This window comes from Paenibacillus sp. GCM10027630 (assembly GCF_042676305.1).
Taxonomy (GTDB): domain Bacteria; phylum Bacillota; class Bacilli; order Paenibacillales; family NBRC-103111; genus Paenibacillus_S.
In genome coordinates this window covers 107,003-130,417 of the sequence record NZ_JBHTGY010000039.1, presented here as the reverse complement: position 1 = coordinate 130,417, position 23,415 = coordinate 107,003, and the positions used below count along the sequence as shown (strand labels likewise).

Below are 23,415 nucleotides of genomic sequence, written 5' to 3'. Positions count from 1 at the left end.
AGTTTAAGCACTGAAGGAGTTGATATTGTGAAGGATAAACCTTTATTAGTCATTATCAATGGACTACCCGGCAGCGGGAAAACTACCCTCGGGAAATGGCTTGCAGTTGAGGCAAGACTTCCCCACTTCTCCAGAGACGGGATCTACGAGACACTCTATGACTCCCTTGATTGCAGGATGGCGGGAGTTCCGCCCCAGCTAGGTGCAGCATCATTTGCTTTTCTTTATTCCGTGGCGGGAAATCTGCTGGCAGCAGGCCAATCTCTCGTCGTGGAGGGTTTCTTCGGCAGGCCGGAGCTGAGAACCGCAGAGTTTCTTCAGCTGCAGCAGAAGCATGATTTCAAGCCCGTTCAAATACTTTGTCAGGCAGATGGACAAGTACTGCTGGAACGTTATCTAACCCGCACAGGAAGAGCAGATCGGCATGAGGGACATCAGGATCTGGTGTGGTTGGAGCAAAACAGGGAACGCCTGCTGCAAGGAACGCTGCCTCCCCTTACCTTGGATGGCCCCATATTAAACTTGGATACGACCGATCCCGGCAGCATCGATTATGCAGCGGTATTGGAAGTGATTCGCGAATTCCAAAATGATCGAACAGATTAAGGTCCTTCCTAATCATCGTTCATGCCAATTCCAAAAGCGCACTTCACCTATCCGGATACCGGAAACCCAAGATTCTTCTTTCAGCTTTAGCAGCTCTTTGGTCGGGCCAGTTAATACAACACCATAAAGCTTCACACCATGAGCTTCTATATATTGAACGGCGGAATCGAGCTCAAGCCAGGGGGCAAGCCGCTTGCTGATGCTAGCATATTTTTGCAGGAGATGCAGCGTATCCAGGAAATTTTGCTCCCTTACCTCTCCGTCTCCGTAACTCTCAATCCCCGGCGAAGAGGAGCTTGTAGTTACGATTTTGCTGAACCAACCTGTTTTTTGCTCCGAGCGGCTGGTTACTTTCATATCATTCGCGTGCCAGATGGGGTAGAAAGGAAAGCCTACCGGAGATATCACTGCCCCACCATCTCCAGGCTTAGCCTCTTGATCCGTGTAGGCTGCGAACCAGACTGGGTCCATGTTCTTGCTCTCAAGAAGCTTCAACAGCTCATTCGTCGTATACATCCGATCCAATGAAATGAATACTTCCGAAACGGTTCCCTCATGTAATTTCTCCAGTTTAGCCCACTCTAAATTCTGGCTTGACGTCTGACTTGCTCCAGGTAATTGAAATAAAGAAGAGCTGGAAGAAGATGTTTCATTTCGCCAAGTTGTTTGCTCCAGACCCGGCAAGCCTAGCAGAAATGAAAATTGAAAATCCCCGATGGATGATATCTCGGACCCAATTTTCTTCCTTATCGTTCCTTTGTAATCCATAGTAAGGAAGGCATTCGAATTGGTACCTCCGCTTACACTCAAATTAGGCCGCGTAAGAGCAATGGCCGAGGCGATGACATCTTGGTAGATGGCTGCTCGATTGCCAAGCCCATAGTAGAACCCGGTAAATATTGCGCTTACCATGCTAATGGATATGACAATCCCTATAGCGGTCAAGGCCGTCTGAAGCCGTGCCTTCCATTTGCTTCTGCGCAACAAAGAAGCTTCTGTGAAGGATGGAGTCAAGCCTTCTTTAAGCGGTTGCCGGCTCTCCTCACTACCGAGAAGCTCACTCAAATAATTCTGATAAGTCTCCATTTTATTCAACTCATTCTCCAGCTCTTCTTTCTCACTTCCCTTTAATTTGCCTTCCGCATAATCTTGCAGCTGTCGTTTGAATTCCTCACTCATAGATGCTCCTTCCTTTCCTCGGTCTGTCTTATGGCTTGCCTTGCACGGTAGAGCAATATTTTAAAATGAGACAGTCTGATTTCCATAATGTCGGCAGATTCCTGATAGGACAGCCCATGAAAGTCATGCAGTAGTATTGCTTGCATCTGATTGTGAGGCAACTTATGTATGATATCTCCAATATGCTCCCATAACTCCTGATTGAGTAAATATTGATCAGGTGTCCGTGTATCTGGAAGCTTAGCAAAAAACTCTGATCCTATTGGAATGCTGCGCCTTTCCTTACGATAAGAATCCACGAATGCATTATAAGCAACACGGAACAGCCAGGGCTTCACCTTATCATCCTTGCAATTGTCCAAATAAAGGTAAGCTCGGTAGAATGTTTCCTGAACTAAATCTTCGGCTGCATGATGATTTCGACAAAGGGAGAGCAAGTAACGATAGACGTCTTTTACATATAATTGATACAAGCTATCCAGTGTATGTCTTCTCATTACATCCCCCCTTCACTCTATTCACGTATGAAGCCTTCAATAGTTACAGATATTTCTATTGGTCTGAAAAACATAACGGCATATCCCATGAAACAGCAAAAAAAGGAGCTGTTAGCCCAACCAGCTCCTCAACCATTGTTAGATAAAAAACTTATATGGCAGACTCAACAAGGTTTAATTGCCATGAAACCCCATATTTATCTTGAACCCAGCCAAACTTATTCGAGAATGGATACTTCCCTAATGGCATTAAAACTGCGCCGTCATGAGACAATCGCTCATAGACTTTACTTATTTCCTCTTCAGTATCACAGCTTACATACAAGGATATTGCAGGGGTGAATGTAAAGCCATGCTTCACGCTGCTATCTATACACATAAACACTTGTCCATTTAGAGCAAAAGCTGCTTTTACTACGGTTCCTTCAGCACCGGCTTCATTAGCACCATAACGTTCAATGCTCAAGATTTCTGATTGTTCAAATAAAGAGGTATAGAAATTCATAGCCTCTTCGGCTTTTCCTTCGAACATTAGAAATGTAGTAATCTTCTGATTGTGATTAGAATTATTCACTATATTCGCCTCCTTTGCTTATTTTACAACTTCTGCATCCAGAATCCAAACTGCAACAAACAGACCTGCACCCAATCATTCGGGTCATGCGCAGGTCTGTTTGTAAGGAAACAGGATATAAGCCGAGCAACTTTCGTTAATGTTGGGAATCCCTGGCCAAGTCCAGCAAAGCATCGGTGAATTGGTAAAATTGATGAACGATAAGGGCGTTTTGGCGATCAAAATGTTCAAGAGCGATCGGACTGCTAAGCCAATCGAGGTTTTGAATCGTATTATGCTTAAAATAGAGAACGCCTGTGTCTGTAAACAAGCCAAACCCTCCAAGCGGCAGCTGGATGTTAATTTTTGCTATCTCCTCTAACAATTTCGCATAGGCACGAGGAGAGACGTTGTTTTTGATCACAGCAAAGGATTGTAAAATATAAATTCCCTCTTGGGAGAAAGATTCCAGCCCAGGCAAAAAGCAAAGCTCCAAATCAATAAGGGCATTTTGCTCGCCTATCTCATCAAAGCGTAAGATCAGAGAAGGATAAGGCGATTCTTCGGTTGGTTCAGCCCAATGATTAACAATATCCCTTTGGCTGTAGTACTGCTGAAATTGACGGAGAAAGGAGTTCGTAAAATCGTTAAAGGACGTCATGGGAGATGCCTCCATCCAAATCTTATGTTAAGTATGCAATTTTTTGGCAATCAGATCTTTACCCGGTTTTCTTTTAGCCTTATCGACCTTAAGTCCGATACTTTCTATAACGGATTGGCACTCTTCATCCTGACCGACAACGCCTCCTTCATACAGCATTGAGGCAAGATCTGTTACAAGCTGCGTATAGCATTGGTCGACATTGTTGAATCCCTGTGCTTCCAGCATTTTTTGCCGAACTTGTTCTTTTTTCAACCCTGCATTCTCAGGCTTGGCCACTTCTTTGTCCAGATTCAGCGCTTTGTCGACAAAGGTTTCCTTACGTTTCGACTTCTTGTAAAATTTGATGAGCGCCCCGATGCCGCCAATAATAGCCGCTGCCGCCAACAGGATGGGCCCGACCGGAGATGCTGCTGCCGCCAGAAGCACAGCTCCCCCTGCGATCATAAGAGCTCCTTTCGCCGCAGTAGTGGCGCTCTTGTTCTTATTCATACCTTGAGTGGAGCCGCCGAGGTGCGCGGCCAAACCAAGATCCCGCTGATGCTGGTCGGCCTCAGCCCTGGTATTGAATTTGTTTTCAAGCTTATTCAGGTTTTTCTGGTTTTTGCCGCTCTCGATGTAACCCGCAACTCCACCGGCCAGATAAGCAGCGCCACCGACAACACCGGCAGTACCTGCCGCAATAGTGGCCGCTCCGCTGGTAGCCATATTGCCCAACGTTCTTACACTATTAACCGTGCCTGCAGAAAAACGGGTTAGATCAGCCACGCCCCCGGAAGCTTCGGTACCGGCCAACTGGGCTTTATCGACTGCCGACAGGCTGGAATCATAGTTTTGTGAAGCGTTATAAATTTGTGAAACGGAAGCTAAGCCGCTAAGAACACCTGCCGCAGGAGCAACCGAGTTGGCTACACTTAAGGCCCCCCCAGCTCCGAGGCCAGAGCTTATGGTCGCGCTGCCCGACACTCCACCCGCTGTCGCGGAGGTTCCAATCGCAGTATATGAGGCATAATCACGCGACCCATCGGCGTTATAATTTTTAATGTTTTTGGCTTTGGCTTCACGGCTGATTTCGGAGAACCGGTCCCAATCTACTGTCTTTGTGAATACACCGGTCAGCATCGTGTCTTTTACCTTTTCAATAGTGGGAGAACGCTCATTATTGCACATCGTTTTAATCGCCGACATTTTTTGCCCGGCAGTAAGATCGTCAAAAAATCCGAATAAACCACTCTTCTTTTCAGTTTCTGCCCGAGCCTTCAACCATTTATAAACAACATTATAGTTGGAATAATTGTTCAGATCCTTTCTCTCCTGTCGGGCTTTGGGAGGGGCAGGGGCAGCTCCTAGCGGCGCGGCTCCGGCAGGTCCCTCAGCCACAGGCCCAGCCACTGCCGGCGCTGCTATCCCGCCTGCCGCTTCAGGTGCGGCTGGTCCGGCCAATGATTGCGCTGCCGGTGCTGCCAGTGCTGCCGGGGCTGCCGGTACGGCAGAACCGGGTGCAGGCCCAGCGCTAACCGGAACGGAGATCGGAGCTTCCTCGGCAGCAGCCACTGCCGATGGGGCTGCCACAGCATCGGGATTTCGTTGAATGACGGGCTTGTCCGCTCGATACGTAGGGGATAACATTCGCTGCACAGCCTGATTGCCGATAACGCGATGCATTTGTAAAACATTTACCATGGATAGTCCTGATGTCTTCAATCCTGTAGCGCTTCCTTGCATAGCAGTCATTTCTTCGGGTCGTTTGTGATTGGAGGTCCGGTCGGTTGCAGTATTTTTTGCGGCGCTATTCGTTTTGGAATGTTCAAACATAAGATATCCTCCCCCAGTATACACCTCTTTTTATATTAGCATTTCAAGGTGAAAATATGGGGATTTTATCAAAAAAATATTTTGTCCGACTCTTTGATTCGTATTTATTTTCGTATCGCTTTATAATAGAGTTTACCATCTTTTATTTATAATCAAGGAGTACTGCTATGAGTTCTTTTCCCGCTTTAAACGACGAGCAATGGTTGAACCTGCTTGAGCAAGTAGCTAAATCCTTTAATGAGGTTACCCTCAGCCGAGGGTTTAATTCTTTTAAACAGCAGCATGTGACAAGCCTGGTCATTTCTGAGAACCGCATAGTTCAAGCAAAGGTAACAGGCCCGGAAGACCACACGGACACGGTTACACTGAATTTGGACAACTTCATATCCAGCTCCTGTAGCTGCCCAGTCCAAACCTATTGCAAGCATCTGGCAGCAGTTATTATGGAGCTTGCCGACCGGCTGGGCTACCCAGCCTCCCAAGTTGTGAATGCAGCTTATCACCTTAAGCGATCCAGTTTGAATGCCTCATCAGATTCGTCGCTTACTTCCTTGTCCGACATGGATATTTTCAACTGGCACAAGTTTCTGCACCAATATACAGCTCATGTTAAAGCAACTTACGACCACGGAGCTTTTGCAAATCTGCTGAGGCATGAGATGCAAAATATTAGAAAGGCACCTATACCTTTTTCAGCAATGGACTGGCTCTTTTTTGAATTGCATCAAGAGTTATTTATTCTTGGAAAGTTAAAAGAACTGGCTGCCCAGGGCAGTGTAAACTATTACACTTCTTCTGCATTGTACCGGGTGTTCGATGAAGTTCATGCCTGGCTGCAGCAAAAATCAACTGCTTTCAATTTCACCCTCGCAGAAGAGCGTCTTCAGCAAACATTAAGCTATATTAGACAGCAATTGGCCGAAGAAACCGATCAGAAGTATTTGAATTACGGTCTATATACGTCACTGTGGAAATATTGGATAGACCCATATCCTGAAGCCGACCATTGGGTGTCGCAGGAGATTAACTACATAGAGAAGCAAACGACCGATTCTTCATCCCCATCTCTAATTGCAGCGAAGGCGTTTTTGTTCCTTCATCAATCCAAAAGCACAGAGGCATGGGCAGTCTTAGAAGCAAGCGGTACTTTAAAAAAGGCACCATCAAGTCTACTTTTATCCTTCCTTAATCAGCTTTATGCCGCTCGTGAATGGGATCAACTGCTTGATTGGTTGCTAAAGACGGCCGGTTACTTTTATGGCAAGAAAACAAGGGAACTCGATGCCTATATAAGTTACTGGAAAGAAACGGCCGCATATGTACCTGAAGCTGATAAGCATTTGTGGGACGTACTGGAAGGAATGCTTCCCCACTCTATCCTCATTATTAAGGATTTGCTATATGAGCAGAGAAAATGGAAGCCTTGGTTGGAGCTGCAGATTCTTCAAGGGGATGATCCCACTTCGCATCGGGTCAGTGTCCTGCAGCCGATCGAGAAGGAATCGCCAGAGCTTCTGCTGCCTTATTATCATCAGGCCATCGAGCGTTATGTCGCCCTCAAAAACCGGCATGATTATAAAATAGCGGTCAAGCTGCTGAAAAGATTAGATAAAGTATATAAAAAAATGAAGCAGACTGATCGCTGGGATCGCTTCTTAATTGGGTTTTTGGAACGACACAGCCGACTGCGTGCGCTGCAGGAGGAAATGAAGAAAGGAAAGCTGTTGGAATGAGTACAAAATTGTATGATATGACCCTGCATGTAGTTTTAACGGATAGTGGCGATGCTTTATTATGGGGCATTCAGGATGGATATGATATCCCGGGCGATAAATTCCGGAAAATATTATTTGCTTGGCACGAGCCATCCTGCTATGGAACAACTCTGGAGCTGCGTGAAGCTGGTGAACTGACATTGACGGTCCTCCCAGCGGAAATGGTACTCCCTTTCTTCGCAGAGCCGAACTTCATGGATGTTGTTCGCTGGGACTCTGGAAATGAAGCTGCCGAACAATTGCTTGAGGTAGCACCGGTCCTGTACAGAGAAGCTAAGGCAGGACGTTATATACCAAGCTACAGCTCATTTCGCGATGGAACATTGCAATGGATATGGGAGGCCGGTTCTGAAGAGCTAAAAGCTCTGAATTGGGAATCCCTATTGAGCATGGACTTTTTAGGCGAGGAAATGAGAGGCTTGCGCTCAGCCTTTTCCGCCATTGTGTCCATAGAGCACTATGCGGACGAAGTTTCTATGTCCGATCTTCGACGGGATTATCCCGCATTGTTTGCTGGAGCCCAGGCAGCAGCCACCGCTGCCAATACGTTTACGGAGGAAGAGTGGCTCGCAGCACTTGGCTGGAAGCCGGACACAGCGCCCTTCCGCCCCGCTTTGCAGCTGCTGGAGCCGGATGAAGAGCAGCACGGCTGGCGCCTCCGATTGGTGCTGCAGGATAAGAAAGAAGGCTCAGCGCTTGTGCCTATTCGCCTTGCTTCAGACGGTTATGCTGCCGGAGCATGGGCTAGCGATTGGACCCCTTACATCCGTGAACGATCTCCCGGATGGGCTGCAAGGATCGCAGCGGCGCTTCCAAGCGAAGATACCGACAAGGAGCTCTTCTCTGAGCCATTAACCGATGAATCCGCATGGCACTTCCTGACCACCGACAGCCGTCAATTGCTTAGTGACGGCTGGAACGTTATGCTGCCAGGCTGGTGGGAGGCTGCTTCGAAACGGAAGCCTCGGCTGCGCGCTCAGATTTCGCCAGAATCAGGTGGCACAAGGAAGTCGTTATTCGGGCTAAACTCCCTAGTAGACTTCGACTGGCGAATAGCCATCGGCGATTCAGACTTGAGCGCAGCCGAATTCGCAGAGCTGCTTAGCCGCAAAGAGAGGCTTATTCGCTTCCGCGGAGAATGGGTCTACCTGGATCCTGCTCTGCTGGAGCAAATCCGCAGGCTCATGGAAAGCGTGGATCCGGAAGAAGGGTTAACATTGCAGGATGTTCTTCAATTGCATTTGTTAAATGAATCGGAACCACAGAAGCCATCTGAGCACGGCCCAACAACTGAAACCGATGCTGAGGAAGAAGAAAAACGTATTAAGATGGAAGTTGAGTTAAACTCGCATCTATTGGCTCTGCTTCGACAGTTAGGACAGCCATCAGGCTTACAGGAGCTTGCGATACCCGGCGGATTGCGTGCAGAGCTGCGCGGTTACCAGCGCGAAGGCTTCATATGGCTTAGTTTCCTTAGAACTTTCGGGCTTGGTGCTTGTTTAGCCGATGACATGGGGCTCGGCAAAACCGTTCAGTACATCACTTATTTACTCCATCACAAGAAAGAGTCCGGGAGCCCTTCCCTACTCGTCTGTCCAACTTCTGTTCTTGGCAACTGGCAGAAGGAGCTGGCACGCTTTGCTCCCGATTTAAGAGTTTTGCTTCATTACGGTAGAGGACGATTAAACGGCGAGGCGCTTTCCAGCGTGCTGAAAAATATCGATATAGTGATCACCTCTTACACTACCGCTTTGCTGGATCAAGAAACTTTGCAGGAGACTACTTGGAGCTCTCTTTGCCTGGACGAAGCACAGAACATCAAGAATGCGCAAAACAAACAATCAGCAGCTGTCCGATCGCTCAATGCGCGGCATCGCATTGCGCTGACAGGAACGCCCATTGAGAACAGATTATCTGAGCTGTGGTCCATCTACGACTTCCTTAACCCAGGTTACTTGGGTACCCAGCGCGGGTTTCAACATCGATTCGCCAATCCGATCGAGAAGCATCATGACGCAGAGCTAACAGCTCAGCTTCAGAAGCTTATCAAGCCTTTCATGCTGCGTCGTAAAAAGAAAGATCCAGCTATTCAGTTAGATTTGCCGGATAAACAGGAAATGAAAGTATATATCAATCTGACAGCCGAACAAGGGGCACACTATGAACGTGTGGTCAAGGATCTTATGGAACGTATGAAGAATCTCGAAGGCATTGAGCGAAAAGGAGCGATTCTCGCTGTATTGACACAGCTTAAGCAGCTATGTGACCATCCTTCGCTGCTTATGAAGGAAGTTATGCCGACTGGACAAGCTCTTCAGCTCGAAGAACATCGCGAAGCGTTCATCTCGCGGTCTGCGAAGCTCGAACGAATCGCAGCCATGGTCGGCGAGCTCCGGGATGAGGGAGATTCCTGCTTGATCTTCACCCAATACGTAGGCATGGGCCGTTTGCTGGCCGACGTACTGCAAGCCCAGCAGGGTGAGCCTGTATTGTACCTGAACGGCAGTACCCCCAAGGCGGAGCGTGATAAAATGATTGACGCGTTCCAGACCGCTGACGGAACAGGTCCGGGTATTTTTATTCTGTCTTTGAAAGCCGGTGGAGTCGGACTCAATCTGACTGCAGCCAACCATGTGTTCCATTATGACCGCTGGTGGAATCCTGCCGTAGAGAATCAGGCTACTGACCGAGCCTATCGGATGGGACAGAAGCGAAACGTACAGGTGCATAAATTCATATCGCTTGGCACGCTTGAGGAGAAAATTGACGAAATGCTGGAGAGCAAGATGAGCTTAAGTGAGAATGTAATCTCCACCTCTGAAAATTGGATTACTGAACTATCCAACGAGGAGCTTCATAATTTATTCGCGCTTCGGCAAGCTTGGTAATTATATCGGCATGCCTAATGCCACAAAATACATATGGGATCAAGTCCTTGTCAACAACCGATGACAAGAGCTTGATCCCCTATGATAAATGAGCCCTATTGGATTACCTTGAACTTGCCAATTTGTTGTTGCAATTCTTCAGCCATTTTGGTCAAGGAAGCAGAAGAGGAGAACACCTCCTCCATTGAGGCTAATTGCTCTTCCGTTGAAGCGGATACATGTTGTATCCCCGAAGCAGATTCCTCAACAATATTAGAAATGTTTTTCATGAAGCTACCAATTTGCTCCGTACTGGCTGACATCTGTTGAGCTGCTGCTGCAACCTCTTGAATTTGGGTTACCACCTTATAAATGGACTGTTCAATATGGTCAAATGATGTCCCGGCGACATTTACAACACGAATTCCTTCGGCCACTTCTTTCGTGCCGGCTTCCATTGATTGTGCAGCCGTGCTTGTTTCATCTTGAATGGTTGCTATTAATTCAGCGATTTGTTGAGATGATTGGCTTGATTGTTCGGCTAGCTTTCTAATCTCACTTGCTACTACCGCAAATCCTTTTCCCTGTTCCCCAGCGCGTGCTGCTTCAATAGAAGCATTTAATGCCAATAAATTGGTTTGTGCTGCGATACCAGCCATAATTCCAACAATCTCACCAATATCTTGAGATCGTTCCCCCAATCCTTTAATCACATTTGATAAGCCTTCAATGGTTTCATGAATAAAATTCATTTGATGTACAACCTTTATGATCGCTTGATTCCCCTCTTGCGACTTTTCCTGAGCATCGGAAGCAGAAGATGAAACACTTTGTGCATTAACGGCAATCTGTTGAGACCCTTCTGACATTTCGCTGACGGCTTGCACACTTTCTTTCACAATGTGAACTTGCTTATCGGTTCCTGTGACGACTTGCTGAATGGCACAAGAAATTTGTTCTGCTGCATTATTAGTTTGTTCAGCACTTGCTGTTAATTGTTCTGAAGATGCAGCTACATGTGCAACACTAGTGCTAACTTGGAGAATCAAATTCCGGAGATTAACGACCATTTGGTTAAAGGAATCAGCCAATTGACTAACTTCATCCCGACTTTTCACTTTAATTTCTTCTAATGTTAGATCACCTGAAGCAATTCGTTGTGCCGCTTTGGCTATACCAACGATAGGTTTGGATATGATTCGAGAAATAAAGAGTCCTATTACAATAGCCATTATAATTGCGAATATACTTAAAATCAGAATCGTTGCTCTGATGGATAGAATCATCAATGAATTCTCTCTACTACCTTCATCAACGAGCTTCTGCTGCCCGATTGCAATCCCGTTAGCCAAATTTTCCATTTCTCGTCCAATCGGGATAACCTCAGAATCGGCCAATTTTATTGCAGCTTCTTTGTTTGTTTTTATTAATGAAATTACTTGGTCTGCGCCCTTCTTAAATTGTTGACCTAGCTCATTCAGTTTGTTTAAATCGATTTTGTCCGAATCGCGTCTAACCAAATTCGAGGTTGTATTAATTAGTTCCGTTAAGTTCTTATTCGCTTGATTATACTTAGCCAATCCGACTTCGTTTTGGGTCAATAGATAATCGCGCAAACTACTCATTTGCTGTAGCGTGCTAGCTCTCATATCCTTCGTATTAGAAAGGATATATCCTCGCCTATCAATCAAATCTCTAAAGGAATCGTCTATTCTTTTAAAATAAAACAAAGATAAAACGCTTACGATTCCAAATAACATAGCAATAACTAAAAATCCACTTATAATTTTTTTACCAATTGTAAAATTCATCATATTCCCCCTTTTTCCGATAAAATAAGACATAATTCGACTTTGCCACGATAGACCCATACCTTCAATATCAATAGTGGGTAAAAATGCCTATTTTATATTAATTTATTGTTAAGATTCACAGTTGGGATAGTTGATTTCAAGCAGCCTTTTTAGTGAACCGTTTATTCTATTTCAATCATGACCACAATGAAGGAAGAAAACTATTATAACGGAAGGTGAATCTAATGATAGAGCACCCCTTACAATCCTTCGTCAAAACAGCCATGGAAAATTTAAAAGATATGGTGAATGTGAATACGACTATTGGAGAACCGGTTGTAGCACCTGATGGCACCTTTATCCTACCGGTTTGCAAAATAAGCTACGGCTTTGCTGCGGGGGGAAGTGACCAGGGTAAGTATGGCCAAGAGCCTTCCATACCTATACTGCCATTTGGCGGTGGTACAGGCGGAGGCGTATCCGTAACACCGCTAGCTTTTTTAATAATAGGCAAATCGGGTGTTCAAACGATATCTCTTGAAGATTCTGCCAATGTGTATCACAAAATACTCGATATGGCGCCTCAGCTCTTTGATAAATTACAGGTTTTACTCCAGCAATACCAAACGGGATCGGGAAACGTTCAGTGAACTATGCCCGATTCGTTAGGGTATTGCTCTAATTGATGTTCCGCGGCAAGCAAGGGGGCTAAATTGTCGTTCTGAACATGTAATGGACTATTTTTTTCAATTACAATCTCTCTGGCTTCATACTGACTGCGGCAAGCCGGCAGTTCATTTTCCACTCTTATGTATTGCCCATCGGGAAGCAGCTGCCGGGCCTTTACATTATCTTCAAGCAGCAGAGTTAAATATTGAATGATGTTGGATCTAAGGGATTCATTCAATATAGGACACATTAATTCAATCCGTTTATCCATATTTCTAGTCATCCAGTCCGCACTGGATAACCATACTTGTGGAGTACCTTCATTTTCAAAATAAAAAATCCGGGAATGCTCCAAAAATCGGTCTACAATGCTGCGAACCGTAATATTGTCACTCAAACCGGGTACTCCCGGACGTAAGCAGCATATGCCGCGAACAATCAGATCAATACGAACACCTGCCTGTGAAGCCGCATATAGTTCATCCACCAATTCTTTATTTGACAAAGCATTCATCTTGGCAATGATTCTTGCCGGTTTCCCTAATGCAGCATTCTCTGATTCGCGCTGAATGAAGCTGAACAACCCCTGTTTTAGATGGGTAGGAGCCACTTTAAGCAAATGCCAATGACTGGGGGCAGAAAAGCCCGTTATTTGATTGAATAGATTGGAGACATCTTCCCCAATATTCGGGTCTGCTGAGAACAGACCTATATCTGTAAATATTTGAGCTGATATTTCATTGTAATTTCCGGTAGCGACATGAATATAACGTCTAAGTATATCCGCCTCCCTACGTACAACCAGGATCATTTTGGCATGAATTTTCAACCCCGCCAGTCCATACACGACATGACATCCAGCCTTCTCCAATTCCTTCGCCCACTCAATATTTCTTGCTTCATCAAAACGGGCTTTCAGTTCAACTACAACTGTAACCTGTTTTCCTGCTTCGGCTGCACGACTAAGAGACTGAATAATTCGGGAATTGCCGTTTACGCGATAAAGTGTCATTTTAATAGCCATAACTGAAGGATCCATAGCAGACTGCTGAATAAAATAATTGACAACGTCAAACGGCTCATAGGGATGAAATAACATAACATCCTTGTTGCGCAATATTGAAAAAAAATCGTCCGAATACGTAAGTTCCCGCGGATATACAGGTTCAAGCCTCGGATATTTAAGATGCTCGAAGCCTTGCATGGAAAGTGAAAAAGTCATTAAATAACTCAAATCAATAGGTCCGTCATTCATTATTAATATATGTTTATCAAGTTCCAGTTCTTTTTTTAGCAGCTCCAATGCAAACGGATCAAACCCCTTCTCTATTTCCAAGCGAATCGGAGCCCCCCATTTTCTGGATAGCAGCACCTTCTCCACTTCATCAAGCAAATCTTCTGCCTCCTCCTCGTTTAAATCAAAATCAGCATTGCGGGTTAAACGGAAGGTATGGAAGGAAATTGGAGAATACATCGTAAACAAAGTGTGGATATACTCTTTTATTAAATTTTCAAGCAAAATGTACTGCCGTTGCTCGGTGTTCATTAATGGCGAAACCTCAATATAACGAGGTAAATTGGACGGCATTTCAACCAAGGCAACATGAGCTTCGTTATCCGATTGTTCAGACGAGTGCTTCAGAACAATAGCCAAATACACACTTTTAGTGCGAAGTAAAGGAAAAGGACGACTTTTATCAATTGCCAAAGGTGTCAACAAAGGAAATATATTTTGAAAATAATAGGCTTCTAAAGTCTTTTTCTGACCAGCATCTAATTGCTCAAAAGATGTGAAAGCAATACCTTCATTTTCAAGAAGCCAAGTTATCCGTTCATTTATTTGATACTGATCCGCTACTAATTGCTCTATCATGACTACTAGTTGCTCAAGCAGTTGTTGAGGTGTATGGCCTGTGAAATCCGCATCACTGCTTCCCGTTCTAATTTTATCCATAATTCCTGCAGCCCTAACGCTCACAAACTCATCCAGATTGGTAGACACAATAGATATAAATTTGATCCGTTCCAACAGCGGAGTGTTCTCGTCTTGAGCTTCTTGAAGGACGCGCCTGTTAAATTGAAGCCAGCTTATTTCACGGTTTATATAGTTCAAGTCAGTATTACCTTCTGTAACAAATTTCATGGCGCGCCCCCACCTGCTTCATTATTTTTTTCTAAACAATAATGTTCCTAATTTTTGAAACAACTGCCATGTGGCACTGGACCGAAATGTAATAGTGTTAGGGCTATTTTCTTTTTCATTATTTTGCATGCTGTTTCTTCCTTTCACTGTAAAACCCGCTAAATGCTAGCGAGTAGATGTTACCAATAAATTGTATAAAATCCTGTAAATAATCCTTATTACGTTGCCGATTGTGTTGCATGATGAACAGAATCCGTCACTGACTTCGTTACAGACTGAGCTGCATTTGCCACAGACTCCGTAACTGAGTGAGTTGCGTTTGCCATAGATTCGGTCACGGACTCCGTCACATTAGCCACACATTGCTTTACGTCACTTACCAAACGGTTGTTAACAAGAGCATTGCCTGCTTGTATTCCAACCGTGTGACCCAATTTATTTCCCAAAAGCCCTCCAACAACGGATCCTATGACTGTTCCTACCCCCGGTAATAATGTGGTTCCAAGTACAGCTCCATATTCAATACCTGCCATTACACCTATAGCACCTGATACATTCCCCGTCGTTTGGACAGTAAATTCTTTTTTATCCATTTCTCCCTTACTTAAGCTCAATGTATCTTTGATTTGAGTTATTCCTCCGGCTATAAGACCGCCCCATAAAGAACCACCTTGCAGCATATTAATCTCTCCTTGGTCATTTTATAATGTTCTACAAATTGAATTGTTCCCTATTGTAATTTCAAAAAATCATCATTAAGCATTTTGCACACATTTCCCAGTATCACCCCAGCATCGGATGTTCTGTATTCTTCTCGTCATCTGTCGATTCTGAATTAAGTTCTGATGTCCTTGTCTTTATTTGATCTGCAGCATCGAGCAACACTTCTGTTCCTTTAACAGCAAATCTGCGTACTGCCTTTCTGGCCTCCGGAGATACAGCAAGAACAACAGCTGCAGCTGCAAAAATAATGCCGATTGGTGATTTAATCATAGCTACCTCCTTAAAAAGATTATTAATGAAATAATTCCATAATTTGAATTTTTTTATACTTGACTAAAAAATTCGCAAATAATAAATATGCATATTTCAGTAACCATTGTGAATAATACCAAATACATTTTTATGACTTTAACATGGGGTAAGGAGATTAAAGAATGACAGCATCTCTATACAAAAACAGATTTCTCCGCGTCTTGCCAGGAAGAATACGCATGGAAATCTGCGGTCTGCAAGGCAACAAACATGTTGCTAAGCTTCTAATTGTAAGCTTGTCTGCTTGCAAGGCAGTTCACAAAGTGGAGCCCTGTCTAATTACAGGCAGGTTACTGCTTCTTTATGATCAAAATCAGGTTACAGAACTTCATATTTTCGAGTTAATCCAGAATATTGAAGAACAAATCTGTTTACCAAATCCATCTAAACAACCTGATGTACTGTCTGCCGCAACCGAATTAGAGGAAGTTAAGCTGGAAGTTGCAGCCGCGGCCATTGTTGACGCTAAATCTGAGCTCCCTTATAACATGCGGGTTGTTCCTAATATTCTCAATCCAGGTACAACCGAGCCTAAGGAAAAAGTACCTATTTCACTGGCTTTGTCCATGGGTGGTTTAGCTTTTCTGGGAATCAAGCAGCTGATAATGGGACGTTCCTCGTTAGCGCGAAGTCCGGCTCCCTTCTATTTATCGGCGTTCGTCTCTGTAATAACCGGTTATCCCTTTATAAGAAGGGGGATTCAAACCTATTCGAATAACAAAAAAATAAACTCGGATCTCCTTCTAGGTACAAGTGCGCTTGCCCTGGCGCTAATGCGCGAAAATTTGGTAGTGCTTGCCGGTCTCAGCATTTTGCAATACGTTAATTGGAAGCGAAGTCACACTGTACTAAACGGTAATCAAGAGGTTTCTTTATCACCGGAGATTCGAAGATATAGTGAAAAGGCAGGTAAGCTTGGGATTATAGCCGCAGCAATTACTTGGGCTGTTACCCGAAATCCACTGCGTGCGATCGCCGTTCTATTGGCAGCCAATCCGCGACCGATGACCGTACCTGCACAGTATGCATGGAATCAGGCTGAGCTTGTATCTTCTGAGAGAAAGTACATCGTGCCTGAAAAAGGGTCTTTAGCTCAGCTTGCTCGGACGAAAACTATGTTGTTTGAAGACTCATCACTCTTGTTTAATAGCCAGGAGATTGAAGAAATTCAATGCATTACAGAAAAGGAAGAAGAGGCGGACAAAATTGTCTGTTTGGCAGCTTCCTTAATGGAAAAGAGTAACCACCCCTGGAAAGAAGATATTCGCCTCAAAGCGAAACAAACATGTCGAACCATCCGTACCGCTTTTCACCTGGAAGAAGAAGAGCAAGGATTACAAGGGAAAGTAAATGATAGCCGGGTATTCATTGGAAGCTGTAAGTACTTGCAGGATCACGGAATCGATTGCCACTCCTATGAACTTAAAGCTAAAAGACTTGCAAGAAATGGATATGAGGTTCTTTTTGCAGGCAAACAAGGAACGATCAGAGGCCAATGCCTTGGGATCATGGTCAGGCATCAACAATCAACAATTAACGAGTACGGCTCTGCCGCAGAAGCTTTTATCGAAAAAGGCTGGCAGCTCGGGCTACTACATAATAGTTTGAATATTAGCGATGCCGCGATTTCTCAATTTCATATGGATACTAGCTGGTCATCTTTAGAACAAGGTGAGGTTATCGAACGAATCGCCGTTCTCCAGCAGCATGGAGAAGAAGTTTTATTTGTGGCCGATCAAGAGCATAATCCGACGAATCAGTTTTATAAAGAAGCCGGAGTACCCTCGATTGCGGTGCACGAACTAACACGTATCCGAGATAGCGCCCTGTTCGCTGAGAAAATGGATCACACCGTAAACCAGCATGTTCAAATCACTAAAAAATGGAATATTTTCGGGTCCGTTTTAGCAACATTGGGGATGATTAGCGCACCTGTCGTCAATTTGGCCGGAGATGCATTATCGCTTGTATTTATGTCCAGAACCAAAAAAATTAGTGAAGCTTTAACACCTATTCCCGTGATGACGCATGAGGCTGAGATTGCAGCCGCTGCCGAAGCATTAGTATGGCATGCCCTTCCCAGTGATCAGGTTATTAAGAGGCTTCAAGCCAATCAGCAGGATGGACTAGCAGCGGATCAGGTCCTCTCCCTACAAAACCAGTATGGGTTGAATCGACTTGACAGCAAAAAACCGACACCCTGGATCATATCCTATATGGGACAATTCAAGGAATTTACAACCCTGATACTCCTAGGAACAACCGCATTGGCTCTATTAACGGGTGGGTTATTCGATGGAATTGCTATGGGTGCTATTCTGCTCGCTAATGCTGCAATTGGAACGATCCAAGAACGTAAAGCTGAGAAAGTTGTGCAAATGCTTAACCAATTTCAGCCTCCCATGTGTAAGTGCATTAGAGATGGACAACAAATGGAGCTAAGTGCTGCGGAATTAGTACCGGGAGATATTATTTGTATGGAGGCGGGGGACCGTGTTCCGGCAGATATCCGATTAATAAGTTCTTGGAATTTGCGTGTCAACGAGGCCACCTTAACCGGAGAATCTCTTCCCATCGAAAAGAATGATTCCTCACTGAAAGAGGATTGTCCTCTGACCGAGCGCACCAATATGCTTTTTATGGGTACCGATGTATGCGGAGGCAAAGGTAAAGGGATTGTGGTGCATACGGGGATGAATACCGAAATGGGCCATTTAATGTCCCTTTTGAAGCAGCAAGAAAAAGATGTTACCCCCTTGCAGGAAAAGGTAACGTCCATAAGCAAAAAATTTGTAAAAGGTGCTCTTGTAGCTGGAGGATTAGTTTTCGTAGTAGGCTTGCTTCGCGGCATCCCTATACCACAAATGATTTCGACTTCCATAACTTTGGCCGCTTCTGCCATACCGGAAGGACTTCCAGTAACTATAACCATTGCCCTAAGTGCAGGTATATTCCGAATGGCCAAGAAAAACGCTCTAATACGCAAGCTCTCTTCCTTGGAAACATTAGGGAGAACAACCATCATCTGTACAGATAAGACGGGCACTTTAACCAAAAATGAAATGACCGTAAAAGCACTTTCCACAGTAGATCGTATGTGGACCGTTACTGGCAACGGCTATGAACCATTGGGAACATTAAATGAATTAACACCAGAGATTGCTGCCTCAGCCGCGGCACAAATAGAAACTAAGAATGCTGGCGGAGGCTCCCTGAACCATCCGGATTTGAATAGATTGCTGCAGATCTGTGTACTATGCAATAACAGCAAGCTGGAACAACAGGAAGGACAATGGATCACCAAGGGTGACCCAACCGAAGGTGCGCTTCTAACGTTAGCAGCCAAAAACGGGATGTGGCTTAAGGATATGGCTCATTGGCATCGAGGACTTGAAATACCATTCGACTCCAATACTGCAAAAATGAGCGTGGTTTGCAAGGATCTTAAGATGGAGCAGGAATGCTACCTCTTTTCCAAAGGAGCCGTTGAAACTATTCTTCGCCGTTGCAATCGATACCAGAGTAACGGGGAGATCTTGCCTCTTTCCGAAGAACAGAAACAGCAAGTTTTGCAGCAGAATGAGAAATTTTCAGCTGATGCGCTGCGCGTTCTTGCTTTCGCCTACCGCCCTATTGATGGGAACGTTGAGCACCAATCTATCGATGACGAACAAGAGCTCATTTATGTAGGTATCGCCGGAATGATTGATCCTCCCAGATCGGAAGTTGAACAAAATATCCGGGAGGCTTTTGCATTAGGTGTAAAACCCGTAATGATTACCGGTGATCATCCTATTACTGCTCTTGCCATTGCGAAGCAGCTCGGAATTTACAATGGCACGCAAAAGATAGTATCCGGCTACGAGCTCGATAGATGGACCGATGAAGAGCTGAATGAAATTGTAGATGAAGTATCCATCTTTGCGAGGGTAACACCGGAACATAAGCTTCGAATTGTAACGGCTTTTCAAAAACGGGGACATATCGTAGCTATGACTGGTGATGGAGTCAACGATACCCCTGCCATCAAACAAGCCAATGTAGGAATCGCTATGGGCCGAACGGGGACGGAAGTAACGAAGGAAACGGCGGATATGGTACTGACAGAAGATCATTTTGGTACGATTGTCGATGGGGTTAAAGAAGGTCGAACGATAATCGGCAATATCCGCAAGGCTCTCGGCTGTTTATTAACCGGCAATTTGGCCGAAATTATCGTAACGAGTGCTGCTGTGATGGTCGGATTACCTATTCCATTGGTCCCCATACAAATTCTTTTAATGAATTTATTAACCGATGCATTACCAGCGATGGTTCTGGCCGTCAACCCCGGGAATAAAACGAAGCAAACGAACCGGACAGATATCGTGGATAAGGAGCTTTACCAGAAGGTAATTACAAAGGGAGTTCTGTTGGGATTAGGATCACTAGGTTTATTTGCTGCAAGTCTTGCTGCTGGAATCCCTATGCCCGTAGCCCAAAGCATTGCATTTGCAACTTTGGTTGCAGGACAGCTGATCCAAACCTTTTCTTGGCGGCAAGAAGGCTCTGAGGAAACCGTACGGGATTGGACTAAGGACCGGTTTTTACTTGGCGCTCTATGTATTTCCTGGTTAGCTTTAATAGGGGCCTTGTACTTTCCACCGTTAGCTGTCTTTTTCCATACCGCTCCTCTGCCGTTAAAATATTGGATTCCAATACTCGGGGTAGCCGGATCGATATCGATCTTATCCAAACCGATTCTAGCCCTGATTTCAAAAAAGCAGGAATTGAAAGCTTTCCATGCAAGCCATACCTTTACTGCGGCGTAAATGCCGCAGTAACCCCATTGTACAAGTAGGAGGTACATAATGCTTCGAAAGAATTTAGACAAAATTATTATTGGATCTGCACTTGCGATAGCGGCCTCCACTTTACTTCCAATAGCCAAATCCACCCTTCGCCCTATCGCCAAAACAGGAATGCAAGGCGGTGCCAACTTGTTCAATCGTGGCAGATCCTTTATCCAGATAGCGCGGCAAGAAGTGGAGGATATTATTGCCGAAGCCCAGTTTGAAAGGATGAAAAAGCAGCTGGACAAAGAAATTGCATTACTTGATGATGACGAAAAGTGAGGAGACATTATTTATGACGGAACAACAAAATATAGATATTCATTTACAGGAAGCTTTATCCCATCTGGAATTAGCAATAAACCAAAGCGTAAAATGTGTACTTGAGAATGATAGCTCGAAAAAAGAAATCGGTTTGAAGTGGGAAAGATTTCTTGGAGAATTTATGGGTCAAGTTCGAGATAAAGGAAAAAAATCCAGATTAAATTTATTGAGCTGGATTACTTTTCCACGAGTACGTTAAAGGACATATTCGAGCTGGATCGAAAAGGAGACATTATTATGTCAAATGGATTGCGGGCTAATTCAAAGAAACCGGCCGTTGTAACGTTTGCCCAAATTCTGCTTAATTTTGCTGCGGTTATGAACCTAGTTAATGGCTTCTACTCGTTTGGTAACGAAGAAGTCTTAAAGAAAGCACTAGCCGTTGCAATGATTATTTTTGGAGCGGCTGCAATTTGGGCAGCAACCCGCTTAGCACTTCCTGCCGTGTCTGGACGCAAGGTTGCCATTGGTCTCTCTTGGATTCTTATCGCATTAAGATTAATCGAGTTCGCCGTTTGGCATAACCTAGGATTTTTACTCGGCCTCATCCTGCCTCTAATCGTTTTGTGGAGACTTAACAGCGATGAAGCAAAAGCTTGGTATGACCAGAACTGATTATTACGGTCATAAATGTGAATCTTTTTTTGCATAAGTCAGCTAATATAATGTTCTCCATAAATAAAAAGTAACATAAGACTCCCATCCGGGCCACTGCTCGAATAATGCACGTAGTTCAGATGGAGTTGGCTTTTGGTGCAACCCCAACATTTTCTTTACAGCATTTTGGAGCCCCACATCGCCAATAGGGAGAGCTGTTTGATCACCCAAGCATCTCATTCTCACATACTGGGCTGTCCATGGGCCGATTCCCCGTATTTTCGTGAGTTCCTTATCAATGGATTCAGAATCGCTTAGCTTAAGCAGCTTCTCCCTACTTAATTCTCCGCTAGTCATGCGCGATGCTACATCCAATATAGTCATCGCTTTGTTTCTTGTGAGCTGAAGGCTGAGCAAAGATTCTGTAGAAACGCCGGCAAACTGCTCAGGCGAGGGGAACATTCTATAGACAACACCCTCCCATTCAACAGCATCCCCATAGTGCTCCGTCAACCGTTGTTTGAGCTTATAGGCAAAAGTAAGATTCACTTGTTGACCGACAATTGCCCAGCAGAGGGCTTCAAAAAGATCTGGAATTCCGACTATACGCAGCCCCGAGAAGCTTTCTATCAGCGAACCTAACAGCGGATCTCCCTTGGACATCTGAATGAAAGGCTCCAAGTCTCGATCCAAATCAAACCAATTTCTGATATAATTTGTTAACTCCTCCAACTCCTCCTTAGCAAGAGGAGCCCCTTGCAGCAATTGAACCTGCATCATACTGCCTTGGGGACAGGTCACCCTAATTAATCGCTTAGCAACTCCCACCCTCACTAGACGATTGACCCCCAGTGCATCTGTCGTATACAAGCATTCGAATGGAGAACGGGCCATGTAATTCAAGCATAACTGGAAGTCAAACGGATGCGGCAGCGGCAGCTCAAAACCGGAATCTTTCATGTCCAATGGCCTCCTTATCGGTTACCCCTTCCAATGAAAGGAGGTCTTTCTTCATTTGGAGTCCCCCTCTAAACCCGGTTAACGTACCATTAGAACCAACGACCCGATGACAAGGTAAAACAATTGGCAGCGGATTTCGCCCAATCGCTGTGCCTACAGCACGTATCGCAGACGGTTTTCCAATTGTGCATGCAAGCTGCTTATATGTCCACGTTTCACCAATAGGGATTTGACTCAAGGCCATCCATACGCATTGTTGAAACGCTGTTCCTGCTAAGTCCATCGGCACCTTATCAAAGCTGACGGGAATTCCGGCAAAATACTGCTCCAACAGATCAATGATGCCGAATTCAACGAACAGACTGCGATTTTCATCTTGAGCGATATTTGGATCCAAACCGGCTAACAATGCGAGATGCGGAGGATATATCAGCTGACTAATTCCGTTCTCGCTGGCTATAAGTGTCCATGGCTGGTTAAAGCCTATTATCGTTTGTCGATATAATTTACTGGTCATCCAAGGAATCTCCTTCTCTTTGTCCATTCCGATACGCTGTAGGAGAAACACCCGTTCTCCGATAAAACCAAGACGTGAAATGGGATGGACTGCCGTAGCCTACAGCTGTTCCAATCTCCGAAATGGTAATGTTAGATTCTAATAACAGCCTCTGCGCATGGGTTAAACGAACGCGCTCGGTTTTTTCTGCAGGTGAGTATCCTCTCACTTGCTTGTAGGTTCGCTGCAAATGATAGGGACTTACAGCAAGTGAAGCAGCCAACTGTGGTAAAGTCAGTTTGTCTTTATATTGCGTTTCAATGATGGCATCCACCTGCATGGCCAAAGCCGCATCCGGTCGAAGTGCTCCGTTCTCATCAGGCTTACACCGTTTGCAAGGCCGAAAGCCAGCATGAAGTGCATCCTCCAGCGAGGGATAGAACGTCACATTCATTGCAAGTGGGATTTTGGCGCGGCAAGTGGGTCGGCATACGATCTTCGTTGTCCTTACCCCCGTATAATATACACCCTCATAGGTTGACTCTCGGTTAACTACAGCTTCGTAAACAAGGTCAAATAATTTTTGATCCACATCATTCACCTCATACACACA

General features: G+C 44.8%; 20 protein-coding genes. 8 read left to right on the top strand and 12 right to left on the bottom strand.

The features are described 5' to 3' along the window. Positions 1–27 precede the first annotated feature (27 nt). Positions 28–606: a P-loop nucleotide/nucleoside kinase family protein gene (locus ACFQ0C_RS21075; protein ID WP_379369244.1), complete on the top strand. Its 579-nt coding sequence runs from the start codon at positions 28–30 to the stop codon at positions 604–606. A gap of 12 nt (positions 607–618) precedes the next feature. On the opposite strand, the gene ACFQ0C_RS21070 is transcribed toward ACFQ0C_RS21075, so the two are convergent. The 5 genes from ACFQ0C_RS21070 to ACFQ0C_RS21050 form a co-directional block, all read right to left on the bottom strand. Then, positions 619–1,785 (bottom strand): anti-sigma factor, encoded by a 1,167-nt coding sequence (locus ACFQ0C_RS21070; protein WP_379369242.1) that lies wholly within the window; start codon positions 1,783–1,785, stop codon positions 619–621. Further along, the gene (locus tag ACFQ0C_RS21065; RefSeq protein WP_379369240.1) at positions 1,782–2,282 is read right to left on the bottom strand and encodes a sigma-70 family RNA polymerase sigma factor; all 501 of its coding nucleotides are present in this window, start codon (positions 2,280–2,282) and stop codon (positions 1,782–1,784) included. Before ACFQ0C_RS21065 ends, ACFQ0C_RS21070 begins: the two co-directional genes overlap by 4 nt. 151 nt (positions 2,283–2,433) lie before the next feature. Beyond that, on the bottom strand, positions 2,434–2,856 hold the full coding sequence (locus ACFQ0C_RS21060) for a VOC family protein (protein WP_379369238.1): 423 nt from the start codon (positions 2,854–2,856) through the stop codon (positions 2,434–2,436). A 136-nt stretch (positions 2,857–2,992) separates the two neighbouring features. Next, positions 2,993–3,496 (bottom strand): type III secretion system chaperone family protein, encoded by a 504-nt coding sequence (locus ACFQ0C_RS21055; protein ID WP_379369236.1) that lies wholly within the window; start codon positions 3,494–3,496, stop codon positions 2,993–2,995. Positions 3,497–3,523: 27 nt separating this feature from the next. After that, on the bottom strand, positions 3,524–5,311 hold the full coding sequence (locus ACFQ0C_RS21050; RefSeq protein WP_379369234.1) for a hypothetical protein: 1,788 nt from the start codon (positions 5,309–5,311) through the stop codon (positions 3,524–3,526). A 167-nt stretch (positions 5,312–5,478) separates the two neighbouring features. Here ACFQ0C_RS21050 and ACFQ0C_RS21045 point away from each other — a divergent pair, with 167 nt between their 5' ends. Together ACFQ0C_RS21045 and ACFQ0C_RS21040 are read left to right on the top strand one after the other, a co-directional pair. Further along, positions 5,479–7,044: an SWIM zinc finger family protein gene (locus ACFQ0C_RS21045; RefSeq protein WP_379369232.1), complete on the top strand. Its 1,566-nt coding sequence runs from the start codon at positions 5,479–5,481 to the stop codon at positions 7,042–7,044. After that, on the top strand, positions 7,041–9,974 hold the full coding sequence (locus ACFQ0C_RS21040; protein ID WP_379369230.1) for a DEAD/DEAH box helicase: 2,934 nt from the start codon (positions 7,041–7,043) through the stop codon (positions 9,972–9,974). Before ACFQ0C_RS21045 ends, ACFQ0C_RS21040 begins: the two co-directional genes overlap by 4 nt. A gap of 95 nt (positions 9,975–10,069) precedes the next feature. On the opposite strand, the gene ACFQ0C_RS21035 is transcribed toward ACFQ0C_RS21040, so the two are convergent. Next, positions 10,070–11,764, bottom strand: a complete 1,695-nt coding sequence (locus ACFQ0C_RS21035; RefSeq protein WP_379369228.1) for a methyl-accepting chemotaxis protein — start codon at positions 11,762–11,764, stop codon at positions 10,070–10,072. Between the two features lie 227 nt (positions 11,765–11,991). Between ACFQ0C_RS21035 and ytfJ the strand changes: the two genes are divergently transcribed. Continuing rightward, on the top strand, positions 11,992–12,396 hold the full coding sequence (gene ytfJ, locus ACFQ0C_RS21030; RefSeq protein WP_379369226.1) for a GerW family sporulation protein: 405 nt from the start codon (positions 11,992–11,994) through the stop codon (positions 12,394–12,396). Here the strand turns inward: ytfJ and ppk1 are convergent. The 3 genes from ppk1 to ACFQ0C_RS21015 all read right to left on the bottom strand — a co-directional run bounded on the left by ppk1 (position 12,390) and on the right by ACFQ0C_RS21015 (position 15,551). Beyond that, positions 12,390–14,558, bottom strand: a complete 2,169-nt coding sequence (ppk1, locus tag ACFQ0C_RS21025) for a polyphosphate kinase 1 (protein ID WP_379369224.1) — start codon at positions 14,556–14,558, stop codon at positions 12,390–12,392. The genes ytfJ and ppk1 overlap by 7 nt on opposite strands. 218 nt (positions 14,559–14,776) lie before the next feature. Continuing rightward, on the bottom strand, positions 14,777–15,238 hold the full coding sequence (locus ACFQ0C_RS21020) for a hypothetical protein (protein WP_379369222.1): 462 nt from the start codon (positions 15,236–15,238) through the stop codon (positions 14,777–14,779). A gap of 103 nt (positions 15,239–15,341) precedes the next feature. Continuing rightward, the gene (locus ACFQ0C_RS21015) at positions 15,342–15,551 is read right to left on the bottom strand and encodes a hypothetical protein (protein WP_379369220.1); all 210 of its coding nucleotides are present in this window, start codon (positions 15,549–15,551) and stop codon (positions 15,342–15,344) included. Between the two features lie 164 nt (positions 15,552–15,715). Between ACFQ0C_RS21015 and ACFQ0C_RS21010 the strand changes: the two genes are divergently transcribed. Genes ACFQ0C_RS21010 through ACFQ0C_RS20995 form a run of 4 tightly spaced genes read left to right on the top strand, consistent with a single transcriptional unit; the run spans position 15,716 to position 21,364 of the window. Continuing rightward, positions 15,716–20,404 carry a cation-translocating P-type ATPase gene (locus ACFQ0C_RS21010; protein ID WP_379369218.1) on the top strand — a complete coding sequence of 1,563 codons (4,689 nt, stop codon included), beginning with the start codon at positions 15,716–15,718 and terminating at the stop codon, positions 20,402–20,404. A 39-nt stretch (positions 20,405–20,443) separates the two neighbouring features. After that, entirely contained in the window at positions 20,444–20,707 is a 264-nt protein-coding gene (locus ACFQ0C_RS21005; protein WP_379369216.1) for a DUF5132 domain-containing protein, read from the top strand. Between the two features lie 13 nt (positions 20,708–20,720). After that, positions 20,721–20,948, top strand: a complete 228-nt coding sequence (locus tag ACFQ0C_RS21000; RefSeq protein ID WP_379369214.1) for a hypothetical protein — start codon at positions 20,721–20,723, stop codon at positions 20,946–20,948. Positions 20,949–20,986: 38 nt separating this feature from the next. Further along, positions 20,987–21,364, top strand: coding sequence for a hypothetical protein (locus ACFQ0C_RS20995; RefSeq protein WP_379369212.1), 378 nt, complete (start codon positions 20,987–20,989; stop codon positions 21,362–21,364). A 42-nt stretch (positions 21,365–21,406) separates the two neighbouring features. On the opposite strand, the gene ACFQ0C_RS20990 is transcribed toward ACFQ0C_RS20995, so the two are convergent. From ACFQ0C_RS20990 to ACFQ0C_RS20980, 3 genes are read right to left on the bottom strand one after another with little or no spacing between them, the layout of a single operon-like run. Further along, positions 21,407–22,306 carry a DNA-3-methyladenine glycosylase 2 gene (locus tag ACFQ0C_RS20990; protein ID WP_379369210.1) on the bottom strand — a complete coding sequence of 300 codons (900 nt, stop codon included), beginning with the start codon at positions 22,304–22,306 and terminating at the stop codon, positions 21,407–21,409. After that, positions 22,287–22,823: a methylated-DNA--[protein]-cysteine S-methyltransferase gene (locus ACFQ0C_RS20985; protein WP_379369208.1), complete on the bottom strand. Its 537-nt coding sequence runs from the start codon at positions 22,821–22,823 to the stop codon at positions 22,287–22,289. Before ACFQ0C_RS20985 ends, ACFQ0C_RS20990 begins: the two co-directional genes overlap by 20 nt. Further along, positions 22,813–23,394, bottom strand: coding sequence for a bifunctional transcriptional activator/DNA repair enzyme AdaA (locus ACFQ0C_RS20980; protein ID WP_379369206.1), 582 nt, complete (start codon positions 23,392–23,394; stop codon positions 22,813–22,815). The genes ACFQ0C_RS20985 and ACFQ0C_RS20980 overlap by 11 nt, the downstream gene beginning before the upstream one ends. Between the last annotated feature and the right edge of the window lie 21 nt (positions 23,395–23,415).

Excerpts from the sequence above, each read along its gene's own strand:
- ACFQ0C_RS21070 (WP_379369242.1), bottom strand. The coding sequence starts at position 1,785 with ATGAGTGAGGAATTCAAACGACAGCTGCAAGATTATGCGGAAGGCAAA.
- ACFQ0C_RS21065 (WP_379369240.1), bottom strand. The coding sequence starts at position 2,282 with ATGAGAAGACATACACTGGATAGCTTGTATCAATTATATGTAAAAGAC.
- ACFQ0C_RS21055 (WP_379369236.1), bottom strand. The coding sequence starts at position 3,496 with ATGACGTCCTTTAACGATTTTACGAACTCCTTTCTCCGTCAATTTCAG.
- ACFQ0C_RS21050 (WP_379369234.1), bottom strand. The coding sequence starts at position 5,311 with ATGTTTGAACATTCCAAAACGAATAGCGCCGCAAAAAATACTGCAACC.
- ACFQ0C_RS21045 (WP_379369232.1), top strand. The coding sequence starts at position 5,479 with ATGAGTTCTTTTCCCGCTTTAAACGACGAGCAATGGTTGAACCTGCTT.
- ACFQ0C_RS21040 (WP_379369230.1), top strand. The coding sequence starts at position 7,041 with ATGAGTACAAAATTGTATGATATGACCCTGCATGTAGTTTTAACGGAT.
- ACFQ0C_RS21035 (WP_379369228.1), bottom strand. The coding sequence starts at position 11,764 with ATGAATTTTACAATTGGTAAAAAAATTATAAGTGGATTTTTAGTTATT.
- ytfJ (WP_379369226.1), top strand. The coding sequence starts at position 11,992 with ATGATAGAGCACCCCTTACAATCCTTCGTCAAAACAGCCATGGAAAAT.
- ppk1 (WP_379369224.1), bottom strand. The coding sequence starts at position 14,558 with ATGAAATTTGTTACAGAAGGTAATACTGACTTGAACTATATAAACCGT.
- ACFQ0C_RS21020 (WP_379369222.1), bottom strand. The coding sequence starts at position 15,238 with ATGCTGCAAGGTGGTTCTTTATGGGGCGGTCTTATAGCCGGAGGAATA.
- ACFQ0C_RS21015 (WP_379369220.1), bottom strand. The coding sequence starts at position 15,551 with ATGATTAAATCACCAATCGGCATTATTTTTGCAGCTGCAGCTGTTGTT.
- ACFQ0C_RS21010 (WP_379369218.1), top strand. The coding sequence starts at position 15,716 with ATGACAGCATCTCTATACAAAAACAGATTTCTCCGCGTCTTGCCAGGA.
- ACFQ0C_RS21005 (WP_379369216.1), top strand. The coding sequence starts at position 20,444 with ATGCTTCGAAAGAATTTAGACAAAATTATTATTGGATCTGCACTTGCG.
- ACFQ0C_RS21000 (WP_379369214.1), top strand. The coding sequence starts at position 20,721 with ATGACGGAACAACAAAATATAGATATTCATTTACAGGAAGCTTTATCC.
- ACFQ0C_RS20995 (WP_379369212.1), top strand. The coding sequence starts at position 20,987 with ATGTCAAATGGATTGCGGGCTAATTCAAAGAAACCGGCCGTTGTAACG.
- ACFQ0C_RS20990 (WP_379369210.1), bottom strand. The coding sequence starts at position 22,306 with ATGAAAGATTCCGGTTTTGAGCTGCCGCTGCCGCATCCGTTTGACTTC.
- ACFQ0C_RS20985 (WP_379369208.1), bottom strand. The coding sequence starts at position 22,823 with ATGACCAGTAAATTATATCGACAAACGATAATAGGCTTTAACCAGCCA.